The organism is Arthrobacter sp. ov118 (assembly GCF_900116495.1).
GTDB lineage: Bacteria > Actinomycetota > Actinomycetes > Actinomycetales > Micrococcaceae > Arthrobacter.
In genome coordinates this window covers 98,565-115,102 of sequence record NZ_FPAY01000008.1, presented here as the reverse complement: position 1 = coordinate 115,102, position 16,538 = coordinate 98,565, and the positions used below count along the sequence as shown (strand labels likewise).

The 16,538-nt window shown below is 68.4% G+C and carries 15 protein-coding genes; 9 read left to right on the top strand and 6 right to left on the bottom strand.

Going from position 1 to position 16,538, the window contains the following annotated elements:
• Nucleotides 1–38 precede the first annotated feature (38 nt).
• Entirely contained in the window at nt 39–1,277 is a 1,239-nt protein-coding gene (locus BM372_RS14940; RefSeq protein WP_090956244.1) for an acetyl-CoA C-acetyltransferase, read from the bottom strand.
• 20 nt (nt 1,278–1,297) lie between these two features.
• On the bottom strand, nt 1,298–2,458 hold the full coding sequence (gene galK / locus BM372_RS14935; protein WP_090956243.1) for a galactokinase: 1,161 nt from the start codon (nt 2,456–2,458) through the stop codon (nt 1,298–1,300).
• Between the two features lie 181 nt (nt 2,459–2,639).
• Between galK and BM372_RS14930 the strand changes: the two genes are divergently transcribed.
• The 4 genes from BM372_RS14930 (at nt 2,640) to BM372_RS14915 (ending at nt 6,872) form a co-directional block, all read left to right on the top strand.
• Nucleotides 2,640–3,560, top strand: a complete 921-nt coding sequence (locus BM372_RS14930; protein ID WP_090956327.1) for an aldose 1-epimerase family protein — start codon at nt 2,640–2,642, stop codon at nt 3,558–3,560.
• Nucleotides 3,561–3,666: 106 nt separating this feature from the next.
• A complete protein-coding gene (locus tag BM372_RS14925; RefSeq protein WP_090956242.1) occupies nt 3,667–4,980 on the top strand; it encodes an AI-2E family transporter in 1,314 nt (437 codons plus the stop codon).
• A gap of 21 nt (nt 4,981–5,001) precedes the next feature.
• Complete coding sequence (gene ilvA, locus BM372_RS14920; RefSeq protein WP_090956241.1) at nt 5,002–6,240, top strand: threonine ammonia-lyase; 1,239 nt, start codon at nt 5,002–5,004, stop codon at nt 6,238–6,240.
• Between the two features lie 5 nt (nt 6,241–6,245).
• Nucleotides 6,246–6,872 (top strand): rhomboid family intramembrane serine protease, encoded by a 627-nt coding sequence (locus BM372_RS14915; protein ID WP_090956240.1) that lies wholly within the window; start codon nt 6,246–6,248, stop codon nt 6,870–6,872.
• A gap of 87 nt (nt 6,873–6,959) precedes the next feature.
• On the opposite strand, the gene greA is transcribed toward BM372_RS14915, so the two are convergent.
• Nucleotides 6,960–7,454 carry a transcription elongation factor GreA gene (gene greA / locus BM372_RS14910; RefSeq protein WP_090956239.1) on the bottom strand — a complete coding sequence of 165 codons (495 nt, stop codon included), beginning with the start codon at nt 7,452–7,454 and terminating at the stop codon, nt 6,960–6,962.
• 212 nt (nt 7,455–7,666) lie between these two features.
• Nucleotides 7,667–8,119, bottom strand: a complete 453-nt coding sequence (locus tag BM372_RS14905) for a DUF4307 domain-containing protein (RefSeq protein WP_090956238.1) — start codon at nt 8,117–8,119, stop codon at nt 7,667–7,669.
• A gap of 135 nt (nt 8,120–8,254) precedes the next feature.
• Here BM372_RS14905 and mca point away from each other — a divergent pair, with 135 nt between their 5' ends.
• The 3 genes from mca to BM372_RS14890 all read left to right on the top strand — a co-directional run bounded on the left by mca (nt 8,255) and on the right by BM372_RS14890 (nt 11,908).
• Nucleotides 8,255–9,160, top strand: a complete 906-nt coding sequence (mca, locus tag BM372_RS14900; RefSeq protein WP_090956237.1) for a mycothiol conjugate amidase Mca — start codon at nt 8,255–8,257, stop codon at nt 9,158–9,160.
• A gap of 107 nt (nt 9,161–9,267) precedes the next feature.
• The gene (locus BM372_RS14895; RefSeq protein ID WP_090956236.1) at nt 9,268–9,606 is read left to right on the top strand and encodes a hypothetical protein; all 339 of its coding nucleotides are present in this window, start codon (nt 9,268–9,270) and stop codon (nt 9,604–9,606) included.
• On the top strand, nt 9,584–11,908 hold the full coding sequence (locus BM372_RS14890) for a thioredoxin domain-containing protein (RefSeq protein WP_090956235.1): 2,325 nt from the start codon (nt 9,584–9,586) through the stop codon (nt 11,906–11,908). The genes BM372_RS14895 and BM372_RS14890 overlap by 23 nt, the downstream gene beginning before the upstream one ends.
• A 258-nt stretch (nt 11,909–12,166) precedes the next feature.
• On the opposite strand, the gene BM372_RS14885 is transcribed toward BM372_RS14890, so the two are convergent.
• A complete protein-coding gene (locus BM372_RS14885) occupies nt 12,167–12,793 on the bottom strand; it encodes a PAQR family membrane homeostasis protein TrhA (protein ID WP_090956326.1) in 627 nt (208 codons plus the stop codon).
• A gap of 246 nt (nt 12,794–13,039) precedes the next feature.
• Here BM372_RS14885 and BM372_RS14880 point away from each other — a divergent pair, with 246 nt between their 5' ends.
• Nucleotides 13,040–13,801, top strand: a complete 762-nt coding sequence (locus BM372_RS14880; RefSeq protein ID WP_090956234.1) for an isoprenyl transferase — start codon at nt 13,040–13,042, stop codon at nt 13,799–13,801.
• Between the two features lie 234 nt (nt 13,802–14,035).
• Nucleotides 14,036–15,475 (top strand): PhoH family protein, encoded by a 1,440-nt coding sequence (locus BM372_RS14875; RefSeq protein ID WP_090956233.1) that lies wholly within the window; start codon nt 14,036–14,038, stop codon nt 15,473–15,475.
• Nucleotides 15,476–15,883: 408 nt separating this feature from the next.
• Here the strand turns inward: BM372_RS14875 and BM372_RS14870 are convergent, their stop codons facing one another.
• Nucleotides 15,884–16,534: a GNAT family N-acetyltransferase gene (locus BM372_RS14870; RefSeq protein ID WP_090956232.1), complete on the bottom strand. Its 651-nt coding sequence runs from the start codon at nt 16,532–16,534 to the stop codon at nt 15,884–15,886.
• Nucleotides 16,535–16,538 lie beyond the last annotated feature (4 nt).

The following is a 16,538-nucleotide window of genomic DNA, read 5'->3' as shown; positions in this document are numbered from 1 at the left end:
CAGCCGCCGCGGGAGCCTGTTCTTGCGTCCGCGTGGCGTCAGCTGAGTCGCTCCAGCACCACCGCCATGCCTTGGCCACCGCCGACGCAGAGCGTGGCCAGCCCCAGGGTGCCGTCCCGGGCGCGGAGCCCGTTGAGCAGGGTGGTGGTCATGCGTGCGCCGGTCATGCCGAAGGGGTGTCCGAGGGCGATAGCGCCGCCGTGGACGTTGAGCTTGTCCGGTTCAATGGCCAGCTCCCGTGCGCTCGCCACCACCTGGACCGCGAAAGCTTCGTTGAGTTCCACGAGATCGATGTCGCGGATCGTCAGTCCGGCGAGTTCGAGCGCGCGGCGGGTCGCTTCCACCGGTCCCATCCCCATCAGCTCCGGGGACAGGGCGCTGACACCGGTGGAAACGATCCGGGCCAGCGGCTCGAGCCCCACCTCGCGGGCGCGCGTGTCACTCATGACCACGACGGCGGCCGCCCCGTCATTGAGCGGACAGGCGTTCCCGGCCGTCACGGTGCCGCCGCTGCGGAAGACCGGCTGCAGGGCACTGACGGCTTCGGCCGTCACGCCCGGCCGCGGTGAATCGTCGCGGTCCACCACCGAGCCGTCGGCGCGGGTATAGGGCGTGATTTCGCGGGAGTAGAACCCGGCGGCGATGGCCGTCTCGGCCCGGTTCTGGCTCAGCACCGCCCAGTCGTCCTGCTCCGCGCGGCTGATCCCATAGCTTGTCGCGACGTTCTCGGCGGTCTGGCCCATGGCGATATACACGTCCGGCATCCGGCCGCCCAGGCGAGGGTCGGTCCACGGTGTGTTTGAGGCCGCGCGGGACTCGGTGCGTTTGCGTGCCGCCGTGAACCGCGGGTTGTGGGTGCCCGCGTCTGTTTCGCCCGCACCGGCCCATTCCCGGTAACGGGACACCGACTCCACGCCGGCGGCAACGAACGCCTGGCCCTCGCCCGCCTTGATAGCGTGGAACGCCATCCGGAGCGTCTGCAGGCTGGAGGCGCAAAAGCGATTGATCGTGGCGGCGGGAACGTTGTCCAGCCCGGCCAGGATGCTGACCACGCGGGCCATGTTGGAGCCGGCCTCGCCGCTGGGCTCGGCGCACCCCAGATAGATGTCATCCAGTCCGCGGCCGGGCCCCGCGGCAGCTTCGAACGCCGGAATCTGGGCCAGGGCCGCCGTGACCATGGCGGCGGCCAGATCGTCCGGCCGTTCGTCCTTCAGCGAGCCTTTGAAGGCGCGCCCGATCGGGCTCCTGGCGGTGGAGACGATGACGGCTTCGCTCATGCGCCCAGACTACGCCCCGCCTACGCCAGCCGCATGGCCCCTGCCCCGGGGCGGACGCTGAAGATCTCCGGCGCGGCGTACCCCGCCCGGGCGAAGGCCTGTTCGACGGCGTAACGCACCTGCTGGGCCGAACCCGCCGGGGTGAGGGCGATCGCTGAACCGCCGAAACCGCCGCCGGTCATGCGGGCGCCGATGGCGCCCGCCGACCGCGCCGTGTCTACGGCAAGGTCCAGCTCCGCGCAGGAGATCTCGAAGTCGTCCCGCATCGACGCATGGGAGGCATCCAGCAGGGGACCGATGGCGCCGGGCCCCATGGTGTCCAGCAGTTCCACCGTCTGCAACACGCGGTCGTTCTCGGTGACGACATGACGGACGCGACGGAACGTCTCCAGGTCGAGGAGGCCGCTGGCCTCCCCGAGGTCCTCGAGCCCGACGTCGCGCAAGGCCGGTACGCCGAGCACCTCGGCGGCCAGTTCGCACGATTCCCGCCGGGCCGCGTACCCGCCGCCGGCATGGGAATGGGAGACCTTGGTGTCGATGACCAGCAGCACCAGCCCGGCGGCGTCGGCGTCGAACGGAACGAGGCGGACGGCCTGGTCCCGGCAGTCGAGGAAGACGGCGTGCCCGGCCGTGGCCCGGAGCGAGGCGGACTGGTCCATGATGCCGGTGGGGGCGCCGACGAAGTCGTTTTCCGCCCGCTGCGTCGCCTGCACCATGTCCTGGACGGAGAGGCCGGCGGCCGTTAGCTCGTTCAATGCCGAAATCACGGCGCATTCAATGGCATGGGAGGATGACAGGCCGGCACCGCGCGGCACATCGGAATCCAGCAGCAGGTCCACTCCGGGAACGCGGTGCCCGTCCTGCTGAAGTGCCCAGATGACGCCCAGCGGGTACTTGGTCCATCCCCGGGCGCCCGCGCGTGACAGGGAACCGGTGTCCGCCGTCGTCAGCCCCTGGTTCCCAAATGTCGACAGCATGCGCGCGGTCGAATCCCGCCGCACCCTGACCGCCACCCGGGCAGCCCGGTCGATCGCGAACGGCAGGACGAAGCCCTCGTTGTAATCGGTGTGCTCGCCAATGAGGTTGACCCGTCCCGGTGCCCGCCACACGCCGTCGGGCCGGGCGCCAAAGACCTCCTCAAACCTGGCGGCGATTCCGCCGCTGTCCAGGGAAGGGTTCATGGCCTGGGACCTGCGCTGCTCGAAGTCATGGAACCAAGGTATACGGGTTGCCGGCCTGCTCTGTACGGTGGTCACCATGGACTCCTCAGCGACACCTTCTGTATCCGGCACTGTATCCGGCACTGCATCCGGCACTGCATCCGGCACTGCATCAGGCACTGCATCCGGCGCCGGTGACGCCATGCGGCGGTACGCGACCGGCCGGCAATACGAGCTCCGGCGCGGCGACGCCCTGGCCGTCGTCACCGAACTCGCCGCCGGACTGCGGCTCTACAGCCGCGGCGGCACGGCCCTCACGGAGACCTATGGCGATGCCCAGATCCCGCCCGGTGCCACCGGCATCACCCTGGCGCCGTGGGCCAACCGGGTGGAAGACGGTGTCTGGCACCTCAACGGCAAGAAACTGCAGCTCGACATCACCGAGGTCTCCCGCAACAACGCCAGCCACGGGCTGCTGCGGAACTCCTCCTATGAACTGGTAGACGAGGACGAATTCTCCGTCACCCTGGAAGCGGCCATTTTCCCGCAGCACGGCTACCCGTTCCTGCTGCGGCACCGGGTCCGTTACGAACTGACCGAGGACCTCGGGCTGGCCGTGCGCCAAACCCTCATCAACGACTCGCAGGAACCGGCCCCGTTCGTGCTCGGCGCCCACCCGTACCTGCGTCTCGGTGACGTGCCCAGCGAGGAACTCACCGTGAGCGTGGACGCCGGAACCCGGATTGTGGCCGATGACCGCCTCATCCCGCGCAGCGCCGAGCCGGTCAGCGGCGACTTCGACCTGCGCGGCGGGCGGCTGGTGGGGTCCCTGGATCTCGATTCGGCGTACACGGACCTGGCCTTCGACGGCGGCGTCGCCCGGCACACGCTGCGGTCCCCGGACGGGCGGACCGTGAGCCTGTGGCAGGACGCGGGCTGCGGCTACGTCCATGTCTTCGTGACGACAGAATTCCCGGGCCGCACGAAGGCGGTCGCGATCGAGCCGATGACCGGGCCGGCCAACGCGTTCAACAGCGGCGAGGGCCTGCGCTGGCTGGCACCGGGGGAGCAGTTCGCCATGAACTGGGGCATCTCCGCCTCGCTCACTGCCACCGCAGGCTGACCCGCGCACTGACACCGGGCACTGACCCCGCGCACTGACCCCGCGCACTGACCCGGCAGGCCGTTGCTGGTTTCCTATTAACCGGTCGCTGGGGAATTATGGGGCTATGACTCCAGCAGAGGACGCCGCACTCCCCGCAAACCCCGTCATCGCCGCGACCGGGACCGCCTCCCGGGCCGGGTCCCGGGCGCGGACCGACCGCGAGATCGACCAGGACATTCCCTATGGCGTGCGGATCGCTGCCGCCTGGGCGTGGCGCATGGGGCTGATCCTGCTCGTGGTCGGGGCTCTAATCTGGATGCTCAGCCACGTCAGCTTCCTCATCATCCCGGTGCTCGTCGCCGCGCTCCTGGCCGGGCTCCTCAGCCCGGTGTCGCGCTGGCTCGTCCGGCGCCACGTGCCCAAGGGCCTCGCCGTCGCCATCACAATCCTCGGCTTCATCGGCGCCATCGTCGGCGCGCTGACCCTGGTCGGGCGCCAGCTCATCCAGGGGTTCGGTGAGCTGTGGTCCCAGGCGCTCACAGGTGTCCATCAGGTCCAGACGTGGCTTTCGGAAGGCCCGCTGCACCTCACGGCCGCACAGATCGACAAATACATCGAGGAGGGCGCCGCCGCGCTGCAGAACAACAGCAGCAGCATCCTCAGCGGCGCACTGACGTTCGGGAGCACGGCCGGGCACTTCGCCGCCGGCCTGGTGCTGGCACTGTTCGTGCTGATCTTCTTCCTGCTCGAAGGCGACCGGATCTGGGCTTTCCTGGTCCGTCTCCTGCCCCGAAGGGCGCGCCGAGCCACAGACGGCGCGGGGCGCCGCGGCTGGGCGTCCATGGTCAGCTACACGCGCATCCAGATGTTCGTCGCCTTCGTGGACGCTGTAGGAATCGGCGTCGGCGCCGCCCTCCTCGGTGTGCCGCTCGCGCTGCCCTTGGGCGTCCTGGTCTTCCTCGGTTCCTTCATCCCGGTGGTTGGCGCGCTGGTAACAGGCGCCATTGCGGTGCTGCTGGCACTTGTAGCCAACGGCCCCGTGAACGCCCTGTTCATGCTGGCGGTTGTCCTCGGCGTCCAGCAGCTCGAGGCCCACATCCTGCAGCCGCTCGTCATGGGCAAGGCCGTAGCCCTCCACCCCGTGGCCGTCATCTTGTCCGTCGCGGCGGGTTCCTACCTCGCCGGAATCCCGGGCGCGCTCTTCTCCGTTCCGCTCCTGGCCGTAGCAAACTCGTCAATTCGCTACATTGCCGGCAGAACGTGGGAACATGAGGAGGTGCTGGAAACCTCGGGAGAAGAGGGCAACCCTGCCCTCGAACCCGGCACCGGAGCCACCTTCAAAGACGTCCGCCTGCCCGGCAGCACCGCCGGCCGCGAGGACGCCGCACCCACCAGCGGTGCTCCCGGCAGCGATGCCGGACGCGGCACCGACGCCTGATCCGAAGAAGGAGAATAGTTCGTGAACACCCTAGAGAGCCTGCCCGTCACGCTGGACGATGTCCTGGAGGCGCAGAAGCTGCTCGACGGGATCATTACGCGGACGCCCGTGGAATCCTCCCGGGCCCTCGGCGTTCAGGTGGGCGCAGACGTCTTCTTCAAATGCGAGAACCTGCAGCGTGCGGGCTCGTTCAAGGTCCGTGGCGCCTATGTGCGCATGGCCAAGCTCTCCGACGCCGAAAAACAGCGCGGCGTGGTCGCGGCCTCCGCCGGCAACCACGCCCAAGGTGTTGCGGTCGCCGCGAAGAGCCTGGGCATCAAGGCCCGCATCTACATGCCGCTCGGCGTCGCGCTGCCCAAGCTCGCCGCAACGCGCGGCCACGGCGCCGAGGTGGTGCTGCACGGCCACAACGTGGACGAGGCGCTTGCCGAAGCCAAGCGCTACGCCGATGAAAGCGGCGCCGTCTTTGTCCACCCCTTCGACGACGTCGACGTCGTCGCCGGCCAAGGGACGGTCGGGCTGGAAATCCTCGAACAGGTCCCCGACGTCGACACCATCCTCATGGGCGTCGGCGGCGGCGGCCTGCTCGCCGGGGTTTCAGTCGCCGTAAAGGCACGCGCCAAGGAACTCGGCCGGAACATCCGGATCATCGGCGTCCAGGCTGAGAACGCCGCCGCCTACCCGCCGTCGCTGGCCGCGGACGCTCTCGTCCCGCTCAAGAAAGTCTCCACCATGGCCGACGGCATCGCCGTGGGCCGGCCGGGCCAACTGCCGTTCAGCATCATCCGCGAGCTGGTCGACGACGTCGTCACCGTCAGTGAAGACGCCCTGGCCCGGGCGCTGATCTTCCTGCTGGAGCGCGCCAAGATGGTGGTTGAACCCGCCGGGGCCGTCGGCGTCGCGGCGCTGATGGAGGGCAAGATCGAGAATCCCGGCACCGTGGCGGTGGTTCTCTCCGGCGGCAACATCGACCCCATGCTGATGCTCAAGGTGATCCAGCGCGGCCTCTCAGCTGACGGCCGTTACATGACCGTGCGCATGATGCTCGATGACCGTCCCGGCTCGCTCGCCACGATTGCCCGCATCATCGCCGAAAACGACGCCAACGTCACGGGCCTGGACCACACCCGGGTTGGCGGCTCGATCAGCATGGGCGACGTCTCCATCACGGTCAACCTGGAAACCAAGGGCCATGAGCACTGCAGCCAGGTTCTTGCGGCGCTGCGGGCCGAGGGTTTCCAGCCGATCGTGGTGCACTAGGGGGCGTGGTGCTGGACGCGTCCCCGGGCGGGCAGCCGGGATCGGGGGATACGCCCGCGGTGCGGGCCCGCCGGGGCCTGCTGGTGGTGGGCTCCTTCGTGGTGCTGCTCTACCTGATCGAAATGGTCAACATCGCGTTATTCCACTCTCTGAACCGCACCTTCGGGCTGCGGCCGCGCAGCCTCGACGGAATCCTGGACATCCTGACGTTCCCGCTGCTGCACGCCAACCTCACGCACCTGATGTCCAACACGCTTCCGTTGATCATCTTTGGGTTCCTCGTGTTCCTGTCCGGCCTGCGGGTCTTCATCACAGCCCTGGCCGCCAGCTGGCTGGCGTCCGGGATCGCGGTGTGGCTCATCGGCGGCTCCAGTGTCACCGTCGGCGCGTCCGGACTGGTCTTCGGCCTGTTCTCGTTCCTGCTGGTCCGCGGTTTCGTTAACCGGAACTGGTGGCAGATCGTGCTGTCCCTGATGCTCTTCATGGCCTACGGCGGCATCCTCTTCGGCGTCCTGCCCACGGTGGCAAGTTTCGTCTCGTGGCAGGCCCACCTGGGCGGGGCGATCGGCGGCGTGGTCGCGGCGCTGCTGCTGAGCACCCGGCGCGGCCGGCCGCTCGCCGCCGGACGCTGACCCCACTGGCCCAAAAAACGACGCCGGCCTCCCCGCGAAGGGGAGACCGGCGTCGAACGTTCCGCTCAGGAATGTCACCGTGCGGCGTCAGCCGACGTACGGCTTGGCGGAGATGATCTCCACCGTGATGTCCTTGCCGTTCGGGGCGGTGTAGCTGAGCTTGTCGCCCTCCTTGTGGCCGACGATGGCCGCGCCGAGCGGGGACTTCTCGCTGAAGACATCCAGGTCCGAGTCGCCGGCGATCTCCCGGGAGCCGAGGAGGAAGGTCTCCTCGTCGCCGGCGATCTGGGCCACGACGATCATGCCCGGCTCCACGATGCCGTCGTCCGCGGGGGCCTCGCCGACGTGGGCGTCGCGCAGAAGTACCGTGAGCTGGCGGATGCGGGCCTCAATCTTGCCCTGTTCCTCCTTGGCGGCGTGGTAGCCGCCGTTTTCCTTGAGGTCGCCCTCCTGGCGCGCGGCTTCGATCTTCTGGACGATTTCTGCCCGGCCGGGGCCGGAAAGGTGGTCCAGCTCTGCCTTCAGGCGGTCAAAAGCTTCCTGGGTGAGCCAAGCCGCAGTTGCGCTGTTGGGGGTAGACACGGACTTCTCCTTTGGGTGGTCATACAAGCAAAGACCCCGCCACGGTGGCCACTTCTAGAACGCAGTAACCAGCTCAGCGGGGGAAAGGTATTGATCCATTGTAGTCAATCCTGGTGGACAAACCAAAGAGTGCTGCGGTGTGGGTCACACCGTGTTGCCGTCCGCTGGCGGTGCCCGGCCGGTGCCCGCCCGTGCCGGCCTACTGTCCGGGCCTACTGTCCGGCGGAGGGGATCCAGCAGCTGTCCACGACGGCGGAGACCGCCTGGGATTCCGTGTGCAGCTCCGTGCGGTGCGCGGTGGTGCGCCCGCCGTCCGTGCCGACGTCGGCCGCGTTTGGCCCGATGTCCAGCACTTTCCAGCCGACGATCGCGAACTTGGAATCCATGGCCTTGACGGCGCATTTCGCGTCCGCCGCGGGGTCCTTGGTCACCTGGAAGTCGATCGTCGTCAGGGTGGCATCGCGGGTGCTGTAGCCGATGTCCTTGAAGCTGACGCTGGCGGTGGCCGCCGAAACCGAAACCCAGGCCAGAAAGGCGATGCCCACGGCAAGGCCGGCGATCAGGATGTTGCGTTTGCCTTTGCGGGTCAGCGCGCGCTTTTGGCCGCCGTAACGATTGGCTAGGCTGGTGGGTGCCGGCGCGGCAGGCTGATCCTTGAAAGTCACCAGTCCAGTTTAGTGTGGATCGGACCGGGATATTTCCGCCGCGGCGTCCGCCTTTATGGAGTAGCCGCAACAGATCCGCCCGAACAGAGCAGAACAGCAGAACAGCAGAACAGCAGAAAGAGGAGCCGTCCGCCGATGACAGCAGCCCCCAGCCCGTCAGCACCGCTTCGCCTGCTGGCGGTCCATGCCCATCCCGACGACGAATCCAGCAAGGGTGCGGCCACGATGGCCATGTACGCCGCCTCGCGTGTGGATGTCCTGGTGGCCACCTGCACCGACGGTTCGCGCGGCGACATCCAGAACCCGGCGATGGAGGATAAGCCGCACCCCAAGCGTGACATGGCCGGGGCCCGCCGGCTGGAGATGGATGCCGCGGCGAAGGTCCTGGGCGTCCGGCAGCGCTGGCTCGGCTTCGTCGACTCAGGGCTGCCAGAGGGAGACCCCCTGCCGCCGCTGCCGCCAGGGTGCTTTGCGCTTCAGCCGCTGGAGTTGGCGGCCGCGCCGCTGGTCCGGCTGGTCCGGGACTTCAAGCCCCACGTGATCCTCAGCTACGACGAGAACGGCGGCTATCCGCACCCGGACCACATCATGGCCCACCGGGTTGCCGTCGAAGCGTTCGCGGCGGCCGGTGACCCCGCAAGGTACCCGGGCATCGGGCAGCCCTGGGCCCCCAGCAAGCTGTACTACGACCGGGCCTTCAGCCCGGAGCGTTTCCGCGCGCTCCACTTTGCGCTGGAAGAGGCCGGCCTGCAGTCCCCGTATGCCGAGCGGCTGGCCGCCTGGCTGGAAGCCGACGCCGAGGGGCACACCCCGCCGATGCCCACGCACGCCACAACCACGCAGATCGAGTGCGGGGACTTCTTCGAAGCCCGCGACGACGCGCTCCGGTGCCACCGGACCCAGGTGGACCCGGAAGGATTCTTCTTCGCTGTTTCCGCGGCCATGCAGCGCAAGGTCTGGCCGTGGGAGGACTATTCCCTGATCGAGTCCCGGGTCTCTTCAGAACTGCCGGAAAAGGACCTCTTCGCCGGGCTAAGATAGACGGTGAAGAGCTCTTCTATCCGGCGTAGAAAAGTCCCGGTGTAGAAAAGACACTGCAAACAAAGACGCCGCAGAACAGACACCAGTTTCCACAGAAGGTTTTCACCGTGCATTCCTTGCTCATCGCCCTGGCAACATCCCCGGCGCCGACCCCCACGCCGTCGCTGCGCCCGGGCCTGTCCGAGGACCAGGTCACCCCTGGCCTGCTGGGCTTCCTGCTCACTGCCTTCATTGTGGTGCTGACCGCGTTGCTGATCGTGGACATGGTGCGGCGCATCCGCCGGGTCCGCTACCGGGCGCAGGTGGAGGCCGAGCGCATGGCCGCCGGGAATGCAGGCACCTCAGCCGCCGGCACAGAATTCCATGCCGACGGCACCGGCTATCCCACCGACGGCCGGGCTTCCCGGCCGGAGGTCAACGGTGATGCAGGACCCGGAAACCGCTAACCGCGGTTCACCCGACCCGCAGCCCGGGGCCTCGAACGCCCTGGCCGCGGAACCCTCTGCCTACTTGCGCCAGCATGCGGGCAATCCTGTCCACTGGCAGCCGTTCGGCGATGCCGCCTTCGCCGCCGCGGCCGCCCGGGACGTGCCCGTCTTCCTGTCGATCGGCTATGCGGCCTGCCATTGGTGCCACGTCATGGCCCACGAATCCTTCGAGGACCAGGACACTGCCGAGTACCTGAACAGCCACTTTGTCGCCGTCAAGGTGGACCGCGAAGAGCGCCCCGACGTCGACGCGGTCTACATGACCGCTACGCAGGCGATCAGCGGAGAGGGCGGCTGGCCCATGTCGGTCTTCCTCCTGCCCGATGGCCGGGCCTTCCATGCGGGCACCTACTATCCTCCCCGGCCGATGCCGGGCCGGCCCTCCTTCCGGCAGGTCCTTGAAGCCGTGACCGAGGCCTGGACCAAGCGCCGCGGCGCCGTCGAAGCCAATGCCGCCGCCCTGGCGAGCGGCATCGCCGCGTCAGCGCCGGCAGCCGCGGTACGGTTCGACGGGCCGCCCCAGCCCTTGGATGCGGCGCTTCTGGGGACGGCTGTCGGCGCCCTGTCCCGGTCCGAAGACCAGGTCCACGGTGGCTTCGGCGGCGCGCCCAAGTTCCCGCCGTCGGCCGTGCTCGAATTCCTGATCCGGCACGCCGCCGTCAGATCGGTCCTCAGGGACGAGGACGCTGGGCCCCCGGGCGCCGGGGGCGAGGACAGCCGAGCGGCGGATACGGCGGCGGCGGCCCGGAACATGGCGGGGCGCACCATGGCGGCGATGTCCCGGTCGGCGTTGTTCGACCAGCTCGACGGCGGCTTTGCCCGCTATTCGGTGACCGGCGACTGGTCCGTGCCGCACTTTGAAAAAATGCTCTACGACAACGCCCAGCTCCTGCGCGTCTATGTCCACTGGGTCAGGCTTGGTGGCACACCGGAATACCCGGCGGCCGAGGCCGCGGGCGTTGCCGGCCAGACCGCCGACTGGCTCCTCTCCCGGCTCGGACTGCCGCCTGGGCCGGCGGCGGAGGCAGCACCGAATGCAGCCCCGAATGCAGCCCCGAATGCAGCCCCCGCACAGGGCACGGCGCCGAATGTTACACCGGACCACACGAACGGGGAACAACCCGAGGTGGTGGCCCTGGCGTCTTCGCTGGATGCCGATACGGTGGTCGACGGCGTGCACGCCGAGGGGGCAACCTACCTGTGGACCCCGGCCGAGCTCGAGGAACTGTTGGGGCCGGAAGACGGTGCGGCCGTGGCGGACCTCATGAATGTCCGCACACCGGGCAGCGTCACCGCCGACGGCTCTCCGCTGCACCCGGGCACGGAGATATCCGGCGGCGACGCCGAACTGTGGGACCGGGTCCGCCCGGTGCTGGCCCAGGCGCGCTTAGGACGCCCGCAGCCAGGCCGGGACGAGAAGGTGGTGGCCGGCTGGAACGGACTGGCCGTCGCCGCACTCGCTGACGCCGGGGCCGTCCTGGGACGGCCGGAGCTTGTAGACGCCGCGGAGCGGATCGCGGCGTATCTCGAACGCGTGCACTGGCAGCTGCCCGGCGACGGCGCCGGCCGGCTCATCCGCGTCTCCCACGGCGGGGCCGCGCGCGGAATCGGCGGCCTGCTGGAGGACTACGCTTTTTGCGCCGAAGGACTCTTCGCGCTCTACTCGGTTACGGGGCACACCCGCTGGTATGACCTGGCCGCATCCATACTGGAGGCGGCCCGCGACCGGTTCGCCTCCGACGGCGGCCTGAAGGACACTGCGGGGGAGTCGGTGCAGGTCACCGCTGCCCAAGGTGGCCGGGACGGCCTGGAGCTGTTCGACAGCGCCGCTCCCAGCGGTGCCGCCGCGCTGGCCGGGGCGCTCCTGACCCACTCAGCCCTGTCTGGGTCCTTCGAACACCGCACCCTCGCCGCCAACATCCTCTCGGTTCTGCCGCCGCTCGCGGCCCAGGCGCCCAGGGTGGCGGGCTGGCTGCTCGCCACCGCCCAGGCCGCGCTCGCCGGTCCGGTCGAGGCTGCCGTTGCCGGGCCGGACACCCCGGAACGGGCTGCGCTCCACCGGGAACTGCTGCTCTCCGCCAGCCCCGGGCTGGTGGTCGCGGTCCAGGACGACGGCGCGGCCCGGCCCGTGCCGCTGCTGCGGGGCCGCGGCGCCGCCCCGGACGGCGGTCCGCAGGTGTTCCTGTGCCGCGGCATGGTCTGTGACCGGCCGGCGGCGTCGGTCGAAGGGCTGCGCGAGCAACTGGCTAGGATGTCCTGATGTCTCCGCAGTACGGCTTTGAGCTGGTGGTGTTCGATTGCGACGGTGTCCTGGTCGCCTGACCCGCCCTCGACGTCGGAATTTCCCCACCTTTGGGGGCCTCGCCCGGCGTGTCGGTCCGAACCGCCGGTGAGTCCCGGCATCGGGTTGCCAAAGGTGGGGACAACCCGCGCAGGCAGGCAGGCAAGCAGGCAGGCGGGTCGGGCAGCCGGTTCGGGCCGGGGGAGCAGCGGTGATCCTAGGCTTAGGCCGGGAACGTCAGCTCAGGACCGCGATGGCAATGGCGATGTAGTGCGCGGCGAAAGCGAGGACCGTCAGGGCGTGGAACAGCTCGTGGAAGCCGAAGTGCTGGTAGCTGAAGTTCGGCTTCTTCAGTGCATAGAAGACGGCGCCGGTGATGTACAGGGCGCCGCCGACGCAGATCAGCACGGCTGAGGCGGCATTGGCGGCGAAAAAATCCGGCAGGTAGAACAGCGCCCCGCAGCCAAGGGCGATGTAGATGGGCACGTAGAGCCACCGCGGGGCGTTGGTCCACAGCACGCGGAACAGCACACCGAGGATGGCCCCGGACCAGATGACCCAGAGCAGCACTTCGGCTTTTTGACGGTCCAGTAGCGCCCAGGCGAGGGGCGTGTAGGTTCCGGCGATAACCAGCATGATGTTCGTGTGGTCCAGCCGCTTCAGGACCATCTTGACCCTCGGAGCCCAGTTCCCACGGTGGTAGACGGCGCTGACGCCAAAAAGCAGGACACCCGTGATGGCATAAACGGCGCACGCGATCTTCAAGTCTGGCGTGGGAGCCAGAATCACCAGCACCAGCCCGGCGGCAAGTGCCAGCGGGGCGGTCACCGTGTGGATCCAGCCCCGCCATTTGGGCTTGATCATCAGGAGCTCGGCAAGCTTCACTGCCGCGTCGTCCACGGGCGTTGCCTCTCCTGGCTGACGCTTCGGCCGGGGCTCTGGACCGTTGCTTTCCATCCCCCAATAATAACTTACGGACTAGTAAGTTACCGACCAGTAACAAGTGCTGCAGGGCGGTCCGGTGGCGGTCCTGCACGCGGCAGGGTCCTCGTGCAGGTAGCCTTGGATGTGGACTGAAAAGCACTCAAGGAAGCCAGGTGAAATCTCCGGATGGAATTGCCCGGGTTCCTCTACGGCTTTTATGAGCGCAAACTGCAGCGCTCCCTCGACCCGGAACGGATTCCCCGGCACATCGGCGTCATGGTGGATGGCAACCGGAGGTGGGCGCGCCAGTTCAACGCCCCCACGAGCCAGGGGCACCAGGCAGGCGCGGACAAGATCCACGAATTTCTCGGCTGGTGCCAGGAACTCGGCGTCCAGGTGGTCACCTTGTACATGCTCTCCACGGACAACATGAACCGCTCCGGGGAGGAACTGGACCTCTTGATGGGTATCATCGCCAACACCCTGGACCGGCTGGACGAGGACGCCGACATCTCGGTGCACGCCATGGGCGCCCCCGAACTGCTGCCGGACTATCTTGCCGAGCGGCTGAACAATCTGACGGCCCGCACGCCCGCCCACGAAAAGCTGCACGTCAATGTCGCCGTCGGCTATGGCGGACGGCGGGAGATTGTCGACGCCGTCCGGGAACTGCTGCACGACGCCGTCGCCCGGGAAGCGGACATCGGGAAACTGGCCGATGGGCTGAGCGTCGATGACATCTCCCGGTTCCTCTACACGCGCGGCCAGCCGGATCCGGACCTCGTGATCCGCACCTCCGGGGAGCAGCGGCTCTCCGGTTTCCTCATGTGGCAAAGCGCGTACAGTGAGTTTTACTTCTGCGAGGCACTGTGGCCGGCCTTCCGCAAGGTGGATTTCCTGCGCGCCCTGCGCGATTACGCCGGCCGGCAGCGCCGCTTCGGCGCCTGAGCCGTTCACGCCGAGTTCACAGGACGGCAACAAGAATCGCCGAAAAATTATCGGACAAACAGGGTGCCGGAGACGTACGTTAATCCCATCGGCGGGCAATTCGCCGGCCGATCGGGGAGGCCAGTACATGGAGCGGATAGTCGCACCGGATGTATGGGAGGCCGAGTCCGGCCTTCAGGCCGAGCCGCCTCACCAATAACAATTCCGGGCATCTGCCCCGGGGCTGGAGTCGATGTGGCTATTTCTGAGCAACTGCCCGACGTCACTAACGATCAGGGACAGAAAGCTACCTCTCGCGCCAAGCGAGCCACCTCAAAGACCGGTGCAGCGGAGTCCGCCGCGGCCGGTCTTGCTGTTTCCGGGGAAGGAACAGAACATCGGGGCACGGCCCGCAGCTTCGTGATCGATACCTCCGTGCTGCTCTCCGATCCGCGGGCCCTCCTGCGTTTCGCGGAGCACGAGGTGATCGTGCCGATCGTCGTCATCACCGAACTCGAAGGCAAACGCCACGACCCTGAACTGGGCTACTTCGCGCGCAAGGCCCTCCGGCTGCTGGATGACTTGCGGCTCGAGCACGGCGGCCTGGACCGGCCGATCTCGATCGGCCACGACGGCGGCACGCTCATGGTGGAGCTGAACCACATCTCCGCCGAGGTGCTGCCCGCCGGCTTCCGCGGGGCGGACAACGACAGCCGCATCCTCGCGGTGGCGAAGAACCTGGCCAACGAGGGCCGCGACGTCACGGTGGTGTCCAAGGACCTGCCAATGCGCGTCAAGGCCTCCGCCATGGGGCTGCTGGCCGACGAATACCGCAACGAACTCGTCAAGGACTCCGGCTGGACCGGCGTCGCCGAGGTCGATGCGGGGGAGGAAGAAGTCGCCACACTCTACGGGCACGAACCGGTTTTCATCCCGGCAGCAGCCGAGATGCCGACCAACACCGGGCTGGTGCTGCTGTCCAATCGCGGCTCGGCCCTCGGCCGGGTAGGGGCGGACAAGCAGGTCCGGCTGGTCAAGGGGGACCGCGACGTCTTCGGCCTTCACGGGCGCTCCGCCGAGCAGCGGCTCGCGATCGACCTGCTGATGGACCCGTCCGTCGGCATCGTGTCCCTCGGCGGCCGGGCCGGGACGGGCAAGTCCGCGCTGGCTCTGTGCGCCGGACTCGAAGCGGTCCTGGAACGCCGGGAACACCGCAAGGTGATCGTCTTCCGGCCGCTGTACGCGGTGGGCGGGCAGGAACTGGGCTACCTGCCCGGATCCGAAGCGGAAAAGATGAACCCGTGGGCGCAGGCGGTCTTTGACACCCTGGGCGCGCTGGTCAGCCAGGAAGTCGTGGAGGAAGTGATGGACCGCGGCATGCTGGAGGTCATGCCGCTGACCCACATCCGCGGACGCTCGCTGCACGACGCATTCGTGATCGTTGATGAAGCCCAGTCCCTGGAGAAGAACGTGCTGCTGACGGTGATGAGCCGGATCGGCCAGAACTCCAAGATCGTCCTGACCCACGACGTCGCCCAGCGCGACAACCTGCGGGTCGGGCGGCACGACGGCGTGGCCGCGGTCGTCGAGACGCTCAAGGGACACCCGCTGTTCGGCCACATCACCCTCACCCGCTCGGAGCGCTCGCCGATCGCCGCGCTGGTGACGGAACTGCTCGAGGGGGCGGAGATCTAGGCTCGCCCCGGGCTGGGGCCGTGGTCCGGTTTGCCGGCCGCGGCCCTTCGCTGTGGTTGGGCCTGCCGTGGTTGGGTTTGCCGGGACACGGCCTTTCGCCGTCGCTTAGACACGACGCATGGGGACCCACTCCGGTCGCTGGGCGACCTCCGGGGTCCGATGCGCCGCGATGCGCTCCTTTACGAAAGACCGCATCCCGGCCGTGCGCGTGTCACCGTTGCGACCTGTCGCGGCGAGTAAGCGGCTCACCTTAGACGGGCGGCGGGGTCCCGCTAAGGAGCGCATCGCCGACCAAAGCGAAGCGAAGGTCGCCCAGCGACCGCAGCGCAGCGACGGGAGGTGTCTAAGCGACGGCGGGACACCGCCGCCCGGCGAACCCAACCACGGCAGCGCAGCGACGGTGGGGCGCTAAACGGGGAGGCCCAGGTACTTCGCGAGGGCTTCGTGGCCCTGTACCTGCAGCTGCCAGGCGGGGCGATGGAACGCGGCGGGGGTGAGGCGTACTTTTTGGACGTCCTGCGTCTTGCCGGCCCAGTTGGCGCGGGTGATGCCGTTCGGTTCGTAGCCGAGGGAGCGTGAGACGCCCAGGGACCGCTGGTTCCAGGCGGCGGCCTCGGATTCTGCGACTTCGGCGCCGAGGTGGTCGAAGGCGTAAAGGGCGACGGCGGCGCGCATCTCCTTGCCGAGGCCGCTGCCCTGGACGCTCCGGCGGAGCCAGGAACCCGTGGTGACCGTCTTGAGCATGGCGAAGTCCTTGGCAGCGATGTCCTGGCAGCCGATGAAGTCGTCCTCGTGCCAGATGCCAAGCAGGAGCGTCCAGTCGTTAGGGGTCATGCCGCTCCGGCACCGCCAGTACCACTGGGCCATGTTGGTGCCGAGCTCTTGGGGCGGGGCCTCGGTCCACGGGGTGCTGAACGGGTTCCGGCCCGGCTCGTGGATGCCGCTGGCGGCCGCGTCGACCGCGGCGGGAATGTCCTCGTCCCGGATGGGCCGCAGTACAAGGCGCGGCGTGGTCAGGGTCAGGCCGAAGGGTGGCCAGTACGAGGCGGGGTCGGTCATCCGG